This is a genomic window from Methylorubrum sp. SL192 (assembly GCF_026672325.1).
Lineage (GTDB): Bacteria > Pseudomonadota > Alphaproteobacteria > Rhizobiales > Beijerinckiaceae > Methylobacterium > Methylobacterium extorquens.
Genome location: NZ_JAPPQV010000003.1, coordinates 932,215 through 944,883 on the forward strand (window position 1 = coordinate 932,215; position 12,669 = coordinate 944,883).

The 12,669-nt window shown below is 70.7% G+C and carries 14 protein-coding genes; 1 reads left to right on the top strand and 13 read right to left on the bottom strand.

The annotated features are described in order from the left end of the window. Window positions 1-266: 266 nt before the first annotated feature. From OVA30_RS05065 to OVA30_RS05125, 13 genes are all read right to left on the bottom strand, one after another. Window positions 267-1,256 (bottom strand): ABC transporter substrate-binding protein, encoded by a 990-nt coding sequence (locus OVA30_RS05065; RefSeq protein WP_253395277.1) that lies wholly within the window; start codon window positions 1,254-1,256, stop codon window positions 267-269. Between the two features lie 116 nt (window positions 1,257-1,372). Continuing rightward, window positions 1,373-2,338: an ABC transporter permease gene (locus tag OVA30_RS05070; protein ID WP_268174793.1), complete on the bottom strand. Its 966-nt coding sequence runs from the start codon at window positions 2,336-2,338 to the stop codon at window positions 1,373-1,375. Further along, window positions 2,335-3,240, bottom strand: coding sequence for an ABC transporter permease (locus OVA30_RS05075; protein ID WP_268174794.1), 906 nt, complete (start codon window positions 3,238-3,240; stop codon window positions 2,335-2,337). Before OVA30_RS05075 ends, OVA30_RS05070 begins: the two co-directional genes overlap by 4 nt. After that, window positions 3,230-4,084, bottom strand: coding sequence for an ABC transporter ATP-binding protein (locus OVA30_RS05080; RefSeq protein ID WP_268174795.1), 855 nt, complete (start codon window positions 4,082-4,084; stop codon window positions 3,230-3,232). Before OVA30_RS05080 ends, OVA30_RS05075 begins: the two co-directional genes overlap by 11 nt. Window positions 4,085-4,282: 198 nt before the next feature. Beyond that, window positions 4,283-4,888: an NADH-dependent FMN reductase RutF gene (rutF, locus tag OVA30_RS05085; protein ID WP_268174796.1), complete on the bottom strand. Its 606-nt coding sequence runs from the start codon at window positions 4,886-4,888 to the stop codon at window positions 4,283-4,285. A 30-nt stretch (window positions 4,889-4,918) separates the two neighbouring features. After that, the gene (rutD, locus tag OVA30_RS05090; RefSeq protein ID WP_268174797.1) at window positions 4,919-5,701 is read right to left on the bottom strand and encodes a pyrimidine utilization protein D; all 783 of its coding nucleotides are present in this window, start codon (window positions 5,699-5,701) and stop codon (window positions 4,919-4,921) included. 4 nt (window positions 5,702-5,705) lie between these two features. Then, entirely contained in the window at window positions 5,706-6,098 is a 393-nt protein-coding gene (rutC, locus tag OVA30_RS05095) for a pyrimidine utilization protein C (protein WP_265222501.1), read from the bottom strand. A 12-nt stretch (window positions 6,099-6,110) separates the two neighbouring features. Next, window positions 6,111-6,857 carry a pyrimidine utilization protein B gene (rutB, locus tag OVA30_RS05100; protein WP_268174798.1) on the bottom strand — a complete coding sequence of 249 codons (747 nt, stop codon included), beginning with the start codon at window positions 6,855-6,857 and terminating at the stop codon, window positions 6,111-6,113. Further along, the gene (gene rutA, locus OVA30_RS05105; RefSeq protein WP_056464939.1) at window positions 6,857-7,951 is read right to left on the bottom strand and encodes a pyrimidine utilization protein A; all 1,095 of its coding nucleotides are present in this window, start codon (window positions 7,949-7,951) and stop codon (window positions 6,857-6,859) included. The genes rutB and rutA overlap by 1 nt, the downstream gene beginning before the upstream one ends. A 250-nt stretch (window positions 7,952-8,201) precedes the next feature. Next, the gene (rutR, locus tag OVA30_RS05110; protein ID WP_268174799.1) at window positions 8,202-8,843 is read right to left on the bottom strand and encodes an HTH-type transcriptional regulator RutR; all 642 of its coding nucleotides are present in this window, start codon (window positions 8,841-8,843) and stop codon (window positions 8,202-8,204) included. Between the two features lie 133 nt (window positions 8,844-8,976). Next, window positions 8,977-9,474 (bottom strand): ureidoglycolate lyase, encoded by a 498-nt coding sequence (locus OVA30_RS05115; protein WP_268174800.1) that lies wholly within the window; start codon window positions 9,472-9,474, stop codon window positions 8,977-8,979. Beyond that, entirely contained in the window at window positions 9,471-10,310 is an 840-nt protein-coding gene (locus OVA30_RS05120) for a bifunctional allantoicase/(S)-ureidoglycine aminohydrolase (RefSeq protein WP_268174801.1), read from the bottom strand. Before OVA30_RS05120 ends, OVA30_RS05115 begins: the two co-directional genes overlap by 4 nt. Window positions 10,311-10,350: 40 nt before the next feature. Then, window positions 10,351-11,601: a urate hydroxylase PuuD gene (locus OVA30_RS05125; RefSeq protein WP_268174802.1), complete on the bottom strand. Its 1,251-nt coding sequence runs from the start codon at window positions 11,599-11,601 to the stop codon at window positions 10,351-10,353. A gap of 134 nt (window positions 11,602-11,735) precedes the next feature. Here OVA30_RS05125 and OVA30_RS05130 point away from each other — a divergent pair, with 134 nt between their 5' ends. Next, on the top strand, window positions 11,736-12,668 hold the full coding sequence (locus OVA30_RS05130) for a LysR family transcriptional regulator (protein ID WP_268174803.1): 933 nt from the start codon (window positions 11,736-11,738) through the stop codon (window positions 12,666-12,668). The last annotated feature ends 1 nt before the right edge of the window (window position 12,669 follow it).

Below are 12,669 nucleotides of genomic sequence, written 5' to 3' on the forward strand. Positions count from 1 at the left end.
TTACACGGTTTCCGGATGGTCATTTCCGGGTCCGCGGGATTCCCCTCTTCCCGCAAGCGGGGAGAGGCCTGTCTGCACCCCGTCGTGCAGACAGGAAGCGGAGGCGCAGCCGAAGCGGCGGTGAGGGGGCGGGTCAGGATGAGGCTTTGCCTGAATCGCCCCCTCACCATCGCCTGCCGGCTCGCCACGCTCCCCGACAAGGGGGAGACGTGGCCCTCTCCCCGCAAGCGGGGAGAGGAGGCCCATTGGCAACCACAGCTTTGCGCCTACTGCCCCAGGGTTGCGGTCACCGCATGCGTCCAGGCCCCCTCGGGCTTGCGGGTGATGACGGGCTGGTCGGTGCCGCCGGCGAGCAGGATCGCGACGGTGCGCTCGTAATCGGCGGGGTCGAGCCGGCCGCCGGAGGTGTCGAGCAGCTTGGCGATCTCGCGCATCATCCGCTTCTGGTGCGTCTCGGTCTGGGCGCCGCTGGCGTCGTTCTCCAGCACGATCTCGGCCGCCTCGTCCGGATGCGCGGCGGCATAGGCCCAGCCCTTCTCGGAGGCCGCCACGAACTTCGCCAGCCGGGCGACGAAGGCCTTGTCCTTCAGCTTCGATTCGAGGGCGTAGAGCCCGTCTTCGAGCGCGGCGACGCCCTGGTCCTCGTAGCGGAAGACGACGAGCTGCTCCGGCTTGAAGCCGGCATCGATCACCTGCCAATACTCGTTGTAGCTCATGGTCGAGACGCAGTCGGCTTGGCGTTGGATCAACGGATCAACGTTGAAGCCCTGCTTCAGCACCGTCACGCCGCCGGGCGAGCCGTCGGTCTTGAGGCCGAGCTTGGCCATCCAGGCCAGGAACGGGTACTCGTTGCCGGCATACCAGACGCCGAGCGTGCGACCCTTCAGGTCGGCGGGCGACTTGATGCCAGTATCCGCCCGGCAGGTCAGCATCAGGCCCGATTTCTTGAACGGCTGCGCGATGTTGACGAGCGGCACGCCCTTCTCGCGCGAGGCGAGCGCCGAGGGCATCCAATCGACGACGACGTCGGCGCCACCGCCCGCGATGACCTGGGGCGGGGCCACGTCGGGCCCGCCCGGCTTGATCGTCACGTCGAGGCCGGCCTCCTTGTAGAAGCCCTTGGCCTGCGCGACGTAGTAGCCGGCAAACTGTGCCTGGGGCACCCATTTGAGCTGGAGCGTCACCTTCTCCGCCGCCCGCGCGCCGCCCGCGGCGAGCCCGAGCAGCGCCGCCCCGGCGCAGAGGAGCGCTCTCATCGTTTTCCCCGCCGTTTTCCCCGCCATCTCAGCCTCCTTCAAGCTGTCCCCTTCGGGACTTTCCCCTGCGACCTTCGGCCGTGGTTTTTTCGAACGGATGCGGGCGGACCCCGCCCTCAGCCGGCGCGCACCGATGGGTGCCAGCCGGTCGCGGCGCGCTCGGCCAGGGCGATGAGGCCGTAGAAGGCCGAGCCCGCCAGGGCCGCCAGCACGATCTCGGCCCAGACCATGTCGAGGGAGAGCCGCGCCGCCTCGATCGAGATGCGGAAGCCCATGCCGACGATGGGCGTGCCGAAGAACTCGGCCACGATCGCCCCGATCAGCGCCAGCGTCGCGTTGACCTTCAGGGCGGTGAACAGGAAGGGCAGGGCCATGGGCAGGCGCAGGCTCAGGAGCGTGCGCGCATAGCCCGCCGCGTAGGTGCGCATCAGGTCGCGCTCGATCGAACCCGTGGCGGCGAGGCCGGCGCCGGCCTGCACCAGCATCGGGAAGAAGGTCATCACGGCGACCACCGCCGCCTTCGACGGCCAGTCGAAGCCGAACCACATCACCATGATCGGGGCGATGCCGACGATGGGGAGCGCGGAGGCGACGTTCGCCACCGGCAGGAGGCCGCGCCCGAGCACGGGCAGCCGGTCGGCCAGGATCGCAACGCCGAGGCCCGACAGGCAGCCGATGGCGTAGCCCGGCAGGGCCGATTTCAGGCAGGTCTGGACGAGATCCGCCCCGAGGACGGGCAGCGCCGTGGCGAAGCGCTCGGCGACGGCGGAGGGCGGTGGCATCAGCACGGCGGGCACCCCCGCACCCACCACGACGACTTCCCACAGCACCAGCACGAGGACGCCGAACAGCAGCGGCACGGCCAGCCGCACGAGGCGGCGGCCCGCCGCATGGCCCGGCTCCAGGGCGGCGAGGTCGCGCGCGGCCAGCGTGGCGGCGAGCCAGATCAGGAAGGCGGCGAGCCAGAAGCCCGGCCCCGCCGCGCCGGCTAGGCCGGGCCGGTGGGCGGCGATGGCGAGTGCTGCCCCGCCGATCAGCGCGGCGGGCGTGAGCAGGCCGATCCGTGTGGCGCGACGCGTCATCGGGCACTCCCCGCGGGCCGGGCGCCGAGGGCGCGGGCGCTCGCACGTTCCGCAAGGCCGATCCCCTGGACGAGGAGCGCCGAGAGCGCCGCCGCCGCGAACAGGGCCGCCCAGATCTGGATCGTCTGGCCGTAATAGGAGCCGGCGAGCAGCCGCGCCCCGAGCCCGGCCTGCGCCCCGGTCGGCAATTCGGCGACGATGGTGCCGACGAGGCTCGCCGCCACCGCGATCTTCAGGCTCGCGAACAGGTAGGGCAGGGCGGCCGGCCAGCGCAGCCGCGCCAGGATCTGCCCGCGCGAGGCCGAGTAGGTCCGCATCAAGTCGCGCTGGATCCGGTCGGGGGCGTTCAGCCCCTTCACCATGCCGACCGTGACGGGGAAGAAGCAGAGATAGGCCGCGATCACCGCCTTCGGCAGAAGGCCGGTCAGGCCGGCCGCGCCGAGCGCCACGATGATGATCGGCGCCACGGCCAGGATCGGCACGGTCTGCGAGGCGACGATCCAGGGCATCAGGCTCGCCTCGACGCTGCGCAGGTGCACGATCGCGATCGCGAGCGCGATGCCGAGCAGCGAGCCGAGGGCGAAGCCGGTGAGCGTCGCCGAGAGGGTGACCCAGGCGTGATAGACGAGGCTGCGCTTCGAACTCAGCGGCACGCCGAGGACGCTGCGCGACAGTTCTGAGACCACCTGATGCGGTGCCGGCACGACTGGCCGTTCCTGCGCCATCGTCGCCGCAGCGATGCCCGCAGCGTCCGGCGCCGCGCCGGCCCGCACCAGCGCGTCCGCGGCGCCGTTCCAGTTGCCGAGCAGGGCGGCGAGGTACCAGCCAGCGAGAAGCGCCAGCACGACGCCGGCCACCGGCAGCGCCCGGCCGCGGGGAAAGGACGCCGCCTTACGCGTCATAGGCGTGACCGGCGCGCAGACCCTCGCGCACCCGCTGGCCGAGGCGCAGGAACTCGGGCGTCTCGCGGATTTCCAGCGGACGCTCCCGCCCGAGCGCGGTGCAATCGACGATGTCGATGATCCGCCCCGGGCGCGGCGACATCACCACGACGCGGGTCGAGAGGTAGACCGCCTCGGGGATCGAGTGGGTGACGAACAGGACCGTCTTGGCGGTCTTGCGCCACAGCGCGAGGAGCTGCGCGTTGAGGTGGTCGCGCACGATCTCGTCCAGCGCCCCGAAGGGCTCGTCCATCAAGAGCAACTTCGGATCGAAGCAGAGGGCGCGGGCGATCGAGGCCCGCTGCTGCATGCCGCCGGAGAGCTGCCAGGGGAACTTGTTGGCAAAGCCGGTGAGCTGGACGAGGTCGAGGAAGTGCGCCACGCGCTCCCGCCGCTCGGCGCGCGGCACGCCGAAGATCTCGAGCGGCAGGGCGACGTTGCGGGCGATGGTCCGCCAGGGATAGAGCGCCGGCGCCTGGAACACGAAGCCGTAGTCGCGCCGCAGCCGCGCCGCCTCGGCGCCGACGCCGTTGACGGTGAGTTCGCCGCCGGTCGGCTGTTCGAGATCGGCGACGCAGCGCAGCAGCGTGGTCTTGCCGCAGCCGGACGGGCCGATGAAGGAGACGAATTCGCCCGGCGCCACCGCGAGATCGACATCGGCAAGCGCGTGAACCGGCCCGTCGGCGGTGGTGTAGGTCAGCGACAGTCCGCGCGCGGCGATGACGGGGGCCACCGGCACCGCGCGGGGCGCCGGTGGCTCGAACTCGGGCGGCTGTTTGAGGGCGAGGGCGCCGGCACGCGACATGGCAGGCTTTCGTTCCGTGGGTTTCGGGTCGGCTCTCGATCGGGCGTCCGGGAGCCGGGGGCAGGCCGAGGGGGCAGGGGAAGAGGGGAGGGGAAGGCGGGCCCGCCGCCGGACATCGTCGCAGCGCCGGATCGAGCATTTTCCGTGCCGTCCGCGCCGAGCGGCGCGAAGTCCGAGATGCGATGCGCCGATGCCGGCTCAGGCGCTTCTGAGGGCCAAAGCCGGCCCTTCGGCGGGCCGGGCTCCGACGGCGCGGGCGGCGCGCGCCGGCTCGGCCGGGGCGGATCCGTTCCGCGGCGCGCGGGGCAGCGTGCGGTAGCGGCGCTCGCTGTAGAGCAGCGCGTCGGCCTGCCCCGAAGCGGCGACGGCCTCGACCGCGCAGTAGAGCACGTCGTGGCTGCCGACGGCGTGGCGCCCGACGATGCGGCAATCGAAGCTGACGAGGGCGTCGGCCAGCGCGGGCGCCCCGCTGCGCAGGCGCCGCCACGTGCCCGCCGCGAAGCGCTCGTCCACGGGCGTGCGCCCTCCGAACAGGCCCGCCACCGTCTCGTGGCCCTCGCCGAGGGTGTTCACGCACAGCGTCCCGTTCTGGGTGAGGGCGGCGTAGGCGGAGGAGGCGCGGTTGATGCAGACGAGCAGCGTCGGCGGCGCGTCGCTGACGCTGCACACGGCCGAGGCAGTGAAGCCGGCCCGCCCGCCCGGACCGTCGGTGGTGATCAGATGCACCGCGCTCGCGAGCCGGGACATCGCTTCTCGGTAGGCGGCCGCATCGACGGGGACGGCGGCGCTCTCAGACTCGGTCATGGCGGCGGCCTTTCGTGAGGTCGGGGCGCTTCAGGGACTTGCGAGAAAGTCGAGGAGCGTGCGGTTGAAGGATGCGGAGCGGGTGACGCTGTGGGCGTGGCCGCCCTCGGGCGCGAGATCGAGGCGGGCGTTGGGGAGCCCGGCCGCGAGCACGTCCGAGGCGGTGAAGGGCACGAGCACGTCGTCGCGCGCGGCCATGAGCAGGGTCTCGTGCGGGATGCGCCCGAGCGCGGCCGTCGCGTCGAAGGTTTCCAGGGCGCCGATGCGGGCCAGCACCGTCCGCGTGCCCGGGAAATGCGCCAGCGCCTGCGCCTCGTCGTCCGCGAGCCGCGCGGCGTTCTTGGAGAGCCAGGGCGCCGGGTAGAGGAAGATCGCCTGCGCGCGCACGAATGCCTCGGGGCCGGCGTGCCGGAGCAGCGCCTTGCGAGCGGCAAAGCAGCGGCGCGTCGCCGGGTCCATCACCGCCCAGCCGTTGATCACCACGATCCGCCCGACCCGTTCGGGATGGGTGAGGGCGAGTTGCAGGGCGATGAGGCCGCCGAGCGCATGACCGACGATGTCGGCCGTGCCGATACCGAGATGATCGAGCAGGTCGAGGACGTCGCGGGCCATGGCCGCGATGTCGTGGCCCGGTTCGAGCGGACCCGGCGAGCGCCCGGTGCCGCGGTGATCGTAGGTGACGACCCGGAAGCGCTCGGCCAGCACCGGCACTTGCGGCGCGAAGTAATGGGCCGAGCCGCCGAGCCCGGGCGAGAGCAGCACTTTGCGCCCGCCCTCCGGCCCGTGCACTTCGTGATGGACGGGCGCGGCCATCGGCTCAGGCCGGCTTGCCGATATGGGCGACCGAGGCGATCTCGACGAGTGCGGCCGGCTTCACCAGCCCGCACTGGATGCAGTAGCGCGCCGGCTTCTCGCCGGGGAAGTACGTGGCGTAGACGGCGTTGATGGCGCCGTAATCGGCCCAATCCTTGAGGAAGATGTGGTTGAAGGTGACGTCGTCCATCGAGCCGCCCGCGGCCTCGACGACGCCCTTGATCGTTTCCAGCACGTGCCGGGTCTGCGCGCCGGCATCACCCTCGTGGACGACGTTCGCCTCCGCATCGAGCGGCAGGGTCCCGGAGACGTAGAGCACGCCGTCGGCAAGCGTGCCGGGCACGTAGGGCGCGAGCGGCTTGCCGGTGCCCGGCGGGATCACGACGGTCTTGGGCATAGGGGTCTCCGGTCAGGCGGGGATGCGGCGGGCTTCGTCGGAGCTGAGCGCAGCCTCGAAGGCGGCGACATCCGACACCCAGCCGAAGAAGGTCTCGATGTTGCGCAGCGCGCCTTCCTGCAGGGCGGGCGGGCCGGCCTGATGGGTGGCGTCGGCGAGTACGATCCCGAAATATTCGCGGTGGTAGCCGTCGCGCAGGGTCGATTCCACGCAGACATTCGTGGCGATGCCGGTGAAGACGAGCGTGCGGATGCCGCGCGCCCGCAGCATGCTGTCCAGCGGCGTGTTGTAGAAGCCGCTGTAGCGGGGCTTGGGCAGGACGATATCGCCGGGCTCAGGGCTCAGCGCATCGACGAGGGCGTAGTCCCACGTGCCCTTGGCCAGGAGCCGCTGGTTCATCTCCGGCCGGCGGCGCATGGTCTTGAGCGCGTTCGACTTGTGCCAGTTCGGCGAGCCCGGCCCCCCGGCCTCGACGTAGTCCGGGTCCCAGCCGTTCTGGAACCAGACCACGCGGATGCCGGCCGCGCGGGCCGCCGCCACGGCCCGGGCGATCCGCTCGATCACCGGCCCGGTCGCCGAGACGTCGAAGCCGGCGAGATCGAGATAGCCGCCCTTGGTCGCGTAGGCGTTCTGCATGTCGACGACGATGAGCACGGTGGCGTCCGCGTCGAAGGCGATCGGCTCGGGCCGCGCCGGCAGCGTGACCGCGCCGTGGCGGCCGGACGGATCGCGGTAGCCCGCGGGGGCATCGGCCTCCATCACGCCACCTCCGCCAGCATCTCGCCCGTAACGTGTCGGCGCGAGCGCATCAGCGGCTGGATCTTCGTGCCGAAATCGTCGAGGCCCTTCAGGAAGTCGTCGAAGACCAGCAGCACGCCGCCGGTGCCCGGCACCGTCACCACCTCGTCGAGCAGGGCGGCGACGGTGGCGTGGGAGCCGACCAGGGTGCCCATGTTGATGTTCACCGCCGAGGTCGGATCGGCCATCTGGCGGATGTTGGTGTCGGCGCCGGACTTGGTGTCGGCCGCGCCCTGGAGGCCGAGCCACGCGATCGCCTCGGCGTCGGCGCCGGCCTTGTAGTGCTCCCACTTGGCGCGGGCCGCCTCGTCGGTCTCGTCGCTGATGACCATGAACAGGACGTAGGAGGACACATCGCGGCCGGTCTTCGCCTTGGCCTCCTCCAGCCGCTCCACGGTCGGGGCGAAGGCGGTCGGCGTGTTGACCCCCTTGCCGAAGCAGAAATTGTAGTCGGCATAGGTCGCGGTGAAGGCCATGCCGGCGGCGCTCTGCCCGGCGCAGATGATCTTCATCTCCGCCTGCGGGCGCGGGCTCAGGCGGCAATCCTCCATCTGGAAGAATTCACCCTTGAGATCGCTGCGGCCGGTCTCCCACAGCTCGCGCAGAACCTGCGCGTATTCGGAGAGATACTCGTAGCGACGGCCGAAATACTCGTCGCCGGGCCACAGGCCCATCTGCGCGTATTCCGGCCGCTGCCAGCCGGTGACGAGATTGAGGCCGAAGCGGCCGTTCGAGATCGAGTCGATGGTGGAGGCCATGCGCGCGACGATCGCCGGCGGCAGGCACAGGGTCGGGGCCGTGGCGTAGAGCTTGATCCGGCTCGTGACCGCGGCAAGCCCGGCCATCAGCGTGAAGGATTCGAGGTTGTGATCCCAGAACTCAGTCTTGCCGCCGAAGCCGCGCAGCTTGATCATCGAGAGCACGAAGTCGAGACCGTGCTGTTCCGCCTTGAGCGTGATCTGCTTGTTGAGCTCGAAACTCGGCATGTACTGCGGCGCATTCTCCGACAGGAGCCAGCCGTTGTTTCCGATCGGGATGAAGACGCCGATATTCATCGTGTGATCTTTGGCGTGATCTTTGGCCTGGGTCATGACAAACCCTCGCTCACTCGTCCGGCCGGCGCTTCGAGGGGCCGGCGACAGGTCTGGACGGTAGCGAATCAGACCATTTGGTCAAACTCTGAGAGCCGATATTTGACCGTTTGCACAAACTCTCCGCGCGATGCCCGCGCGGCGGGCCGTTTCTGCTTACGCTTGGTGCGATTCTCGCCGACGTCGTCTGGTATCGAAACGGAAGAAAGGCGAATCAGGTCAGTCCGAGGCTCGCCAGGATCAGTCTCTGGGTGCTCTCCACCGTCTGCTCGAAGAAGGCCTCGTCGCTGAGATCGCGCCCGGTGATGGCCTCCACCTGCACCGCGAAGTCGGCAAAGTGCTGGGTGACGGCCCAGATCGCGAAGACGAGGTGGCGGGGATCGTGCGGGGCGATGCGCCCGTCGGCGATCCAGCCGCGCAGCACCGCGGCCTTGGCCTCGACCAAGTCCCGCAGGGGACCTTCGAGTTCGGCCCGCAGGAGCGGCGCGCCCTGCACGATCTCCAGGCAGAACAGCCGCGAGGCCCGCGGCGCGTCCCGCGACAGCGTGATCTTCGAGCGGATGTAGCGCTTGAGCGCCTCGGCCGGTTCGGATTTCGCGTCGAGCGCATGGAGCGGATCGAGCCAGACATCGAGCACGCGCCGCAGCACGGCGACGTAGAGGTCTTCCTTGGTGCGGAAGTAGTAGAGCAGGTTCGTCTTCGAGAGCCCGGCGCGCAGGGCGATCTGGTCGAGGCTGGCGCCGTGCAGGCCGACGGTCGAGAAGACCTCCAGTCCGGCATCGAGCACGGCTTCCCGGCGCAGGGCACCGTCGCGTCGTTGTCGGCGCGCCGGGGCCCCGATCTCGCTTCCGACCACGCCCGAGCCTCCCGATCCGTCACCGCCCCCGCGCGGCTCTCGGATCACGTATCCGATCCGGCGCGCGCGACCAATCGCCGGCACCGCGAGGCGTGCCGCGACCGGGCCTGCCCTCCCGCGCGGTCGAAGACCGTCACGCCTGCGCGATGATCCAGGGCTCGTCGAAGGGATGCTCTTCCAGATTCACCCCTGGGCCGCCCCGGTCGATCACCCAGAAATCCTGGGGGTGGTCGAGCGGTGTGAGAACGCCGTGCCAGGTGCCGAGCGCGTAGCAGACGCCCTGGCCGGGGGCGGTGAGGAAGGCCCGCGGACGACCGGGCCTGCCGCCCTCGTCCGGGCAGACGACGACGAGGAACGGCGCGGCGTTCACGGGGATGAAAGCCTGGGCTCCGAGCGGGTGGCGCTCGACGAGGCTCAGGCGGAGCGGCAGGGTGTAGGGCTCGGCCTCGACGAAGCCGATCACCACCTGCCCGTCCGCGCCCGCGACGGCCACCTGCGCGAGGTCGTGGAAGCGGCGGGCCCGGCCGGCATTCATCGGCCGCGGGGCGACGGCCGCCTTGTCGATCACCGTGCCGAACGGCGCGAAGGCTGCCTGCGTCAGCGGCTCGACCGGGATCTGCCGTCCGCTCACCGGGCGGCTCCGAACGGCGCGAGCGAAGCGTGCCGGTTCACGTCCTTGTAGAGCAGGTAGCGGAACGGGCCGGGGCCGCCCGCGTAGCAGGCCTGCGGGCAGAAGGCGCGCAGCCACATGAAGTCGCCGGCCTCGACCTCGACCCAGTCGCGGTTGAGCCGGTAGACCGCCTTGCCCTCCAGCACGAACAGGCCGTGCTCCATCACATGCGTCTCCTCGAACGGAATCGAGGCGCCGGGCCGCAGGGTGACGATGTTGACGTGCATGTCGTGGCGCACGTCCTCGGGCGAGACGAAGCGGGTGGTGGCCCAGGCGCCGTCGGTGCCCGGCATCGCCACCGGGGCGGTCTCGGATTCGTGGGTGACGAAGGCCGGCGGGCACGCGAGGCCCTCGACGCGCTCATAGGCCTTGCGAATCCAGTGGAAGCGCGCCGGCTCGGACCCTTCGCCGTGCAGGCTCCAGGCTGCCCCTGGGGGCAGGTAGGCGTAGCTGCCGGGGCGCAGGGCATGCACCTGTCCGTCGAGGACGAGGCGGAGGCGGCCGCCCACCACGAACAGCACGCCCTCGGCGCGTGGGTCGGGCTCCGGCTGTTCGCTGCCGCCGCCGGGCGCCACCTCCATCAGGTACTGCGCGAAGGTCTCGGAGAAACCCGACAGGGGCCGCGACAGCATCCAGGCCCGCGTGCCCTCCCAGAACGGCAGCACGCTCGTGACGATGTCGCGCATCACCCCCTTCGGGATGAGGGCGTAGGCCTCGGTGAACACGGCCCGGCCCGTCATCAGCGCCGTCTGGGGAGGCAGGCCGCCGCAAGGCGGATTGTAGGGGGAAACGGTCATTTCCGAGGCATTCCGTTGTCGCGAAGTCGGGGCGGGGCTCTCAGCGCGCGGTGTCCGTCAGCCAGGCTGCGATCACGCCGCGCTCCTCGTCGGTCATCTCGGTCACGTTGTTGGGCGGCATGTTGTGCGTCAGCACGACCTGCCGCCGGATCGCTTCGGCCTGACGGCCGATGGCCTCGGCGGTATCGAGCCGAACGCCCTTCGGCGCGACGCCGATCCCGTCCCAGATCGGCTCGGCCGCGTGGCACATGGCGCAGCGCCCCGCGACGAGTTCGACGACGTGGTCCGGCGGCGCAGCCTCCCCGTGGCCGGCCGAGGCCAGGGCGGTGGCCGACGGGCCTTCGGCCTGCGGCGGCAGGCCCAGCACCGCACGGCCCCCAGCGCTTCCGGCGACGGCGAGGACGAAGGCGGAGGCCAGACCCACCGACGCCGCGGCCCAGGCCCACCAGGGCGAGCGGGCGTGGTCGGCATGGCGCCTGTTGTAGAAGAAGCGGACCACCGCGCCCGAGGCGGTGACCAGCGCGACGATGAGCGGGATCGTCGCCTTCGATTCGAACAGCATCGGATAGTGGTTGGCGATCATCATGAGGACGACCGGCAGGGTCAGGTAGTTGTTCTGCGCCGAGCGCTGCTTGGCCTGCTTGCCGAGGCTCGGGTCCGGCCGGTCCCCCTTCAGCAACGCGGCGATGACCTTGCGCTGGTTCGGGATGATGATGAAGAAGACGTTGCCGGCCATCCAGGTCGCCATCAGGGCGCCGGTATGGATCAGGGCGCCGCGGCCGCTGAACACCTGCGAGAAGCCGAAGGCGGCGAGCGTGACAGCCAGCAGGCCGACCGCCGCGAGGCCGGTCTCGCTCTCGCCGAGCTTCGAGCGGCAGATGCGGTCATAGACCAGCCAGCCGAGCGCCAACGCGCCGATGCCGAGCGCCGCCGCGACCGGGGCCGACAGGTCCATCACCGCCGGATCGACGAGGTAGAGCCGCGACTGCGCGTAGTAGATCCAGGCCAGTAGCACGAAGCCCGACAGCCACGTGGTATAGGCCTGCCACTTGTGCCAGGTGAGGTCCGGGGAGAGATGCTCCGGCGCGACGAAATACTTGCGCATCTCGTAGAAGCCGCCGCCATGCACCTGCCAGGCCGCGGCGCCTTCGCCGGCCGGGATGTCCGGCGTCCGCTTCAGCGACGCGTCGAGATGGATGAAGAAGAACGACGAGCCGATCCAGGCCATCGCCGCGACGACGTGGAGCCAGCGCAGCAGCAGGCTCCCCCATTCCCAGACGAAGCTCTCCACGGCCTCTCCCCTCGGTGTCCGGCTGCGATCCTACCGCTGCGGGCGGGCTTGTATGCCCATCAAATTCCTTGCCAGTTTTCGAAATTTTCACGAAATCGAGGCCGTGTCGGGAGGCCGCAGGGCGCGGAGGGCGGATGCTGTCCCTGGAGAGTGTTCGCATCTTCATGCGCGCGGCGGAGACCGGCAGCTTCTCGGCGGCCGGCCGCTCGCTGCGCCTGTCGCCCTCGGTGATCAGCTACCGCATCCAGACGCTGGAGGAGCATCTCGGCTGCCTTCTGCTCACCCGCACAACGCGGCGGATGAACCTGACGGAAGCCGGCCGCGTCTTCTACGACCGCTGCCTCGACATCGCCGCCTCCGTGGAGCGGGCAGAGAAGAGCGTCGAGACCCAGGGCGCCGCGCCGCGCGGGACGCTGAAGGTCACCGCCCCGCTGACCCTGGGCCGGCGCGTCGTGGCGCCGCTGATCCCCGCCTTCCGCGAGCGCCATCCGGAGGCGGACGTCCACCTTCGGCTGTCCGATCATCTGCTCGACCTCGTGCAGGAGGCGGTCGACGTGGCGGTCCGGCTCGCGCAGATGCGCGACTCGAGCTTCACCCTGCGCAAGGTCGCCGATATCGAGCGGATCCTGTGCGCGTCACCGGGCTATCTCGCCGAGCATCCCGCCCCCGAGAGCCCGGCGGACCTCATCGATCATGCCTGTCTGCTGCTGCGGTTTCCCGGCTCCGAGCAGTTCCGCTGGAGCCTGCGCGACGGCGACGAGGTCGTGACGCTGCCGGTCGCCGGGCCCATCGACGCGGATGACGGCGACGTGCTGACCGAATGGGCGCTCCAGGGGCAGGGCATCGTCCTCAAACCCGTCTTCGAGGTGGCGCCCTACCTCGCCGACGGCCGCCTCGTGCCGGTCCTGCCGGGCGCGCCGCCGACACCGGTGACCCTCGGCGTAGTCTATCCATCGCGAAAGATGCTGCCGGCCCGCGCCAAGACCTTCGTCGAGATGACGACCGAGGCCCTGCGCGCCCATGTCGGCGCCGGGCTCGACCTGATCGGCCGGCGCTTAGCGCGGTAGG

Coding starts and splice junctions, on each gene's coding strand:
- OVA30_RS05065 (WP_253395277.1), bottom strand. CDS start 1,256: ATGAGAGCGCTCCTCTGCGCCGGGGCGGCGCTGCTCGGGCTCGCCGCG.
- OVA30_RS05070 (WP_268174793.1), bottom strand. CDS start 2,338: ATGACGCGTCGCGCCACACGGATCGGCCTGCTCACGCCCGCCGCGCTG.
- OVA30_RS05075 (WP_268174794.1), bottom strand. CDS start 3,240: ATGACGCGTAAGGCGGCGTCCTTTCCCCGCGGCCGGGCGCTGCCGGTG.
- OVA30_RS05080 (WP_268174795.1), bottom strand. CDS start 4,084: ATGTCGCGTGCCGGCGCCCTCGCCCTCAAACAGCCGCCCGAGTTCGAG.
- rutF (WP_268174796.1), bottom strand. CDS start 4,888: ATGACCGAGTCTGAGAGCGCCGCCGTCCCCGTCGATGCGGCCGCCTAC.
- rutD (WP_268174797.1), bottom strand. CDS start 5,701: ATGGCCGCGCCCGTCCATCACGAAGTGCACGGGCCGGAGGGCGGGCGC.
- rutC (WP_265222501.1), bottom strand. CDS start 6,098: ATGCCCAAGACCGTCGTGATCCCGCCGGGCACCGGCAAGCCGCTCGCG.
- rutB (WP_268174798.1), bottom strand. CDS start 6,857: ATGGAGGCCGATGCCCCCGCGGGCTACCGCGATCCGTCCGGCCGCCAC.
- rutA (WP_056464939.1), bottom strand. CDS start 7,951: ATGAATATCGGCGTCTTCATCCCGATCGGAAACAACGGCTGGCTCCTG.
- OVA30_RS05120 (WP_268174801.1), bottom strand. CDS start 10,310: ATGACCGTTTCCCCCTACAATCCGCCTTGCGGCGGCCTGCCTCCCCAG.
- OVA30_RS05130 (WP_268174803.1), top strand. CDS start 11,736: ATGCTGTCCCTGGAGAGTGTTCGCATCTTCATGCGCGCGGCGGAGACC.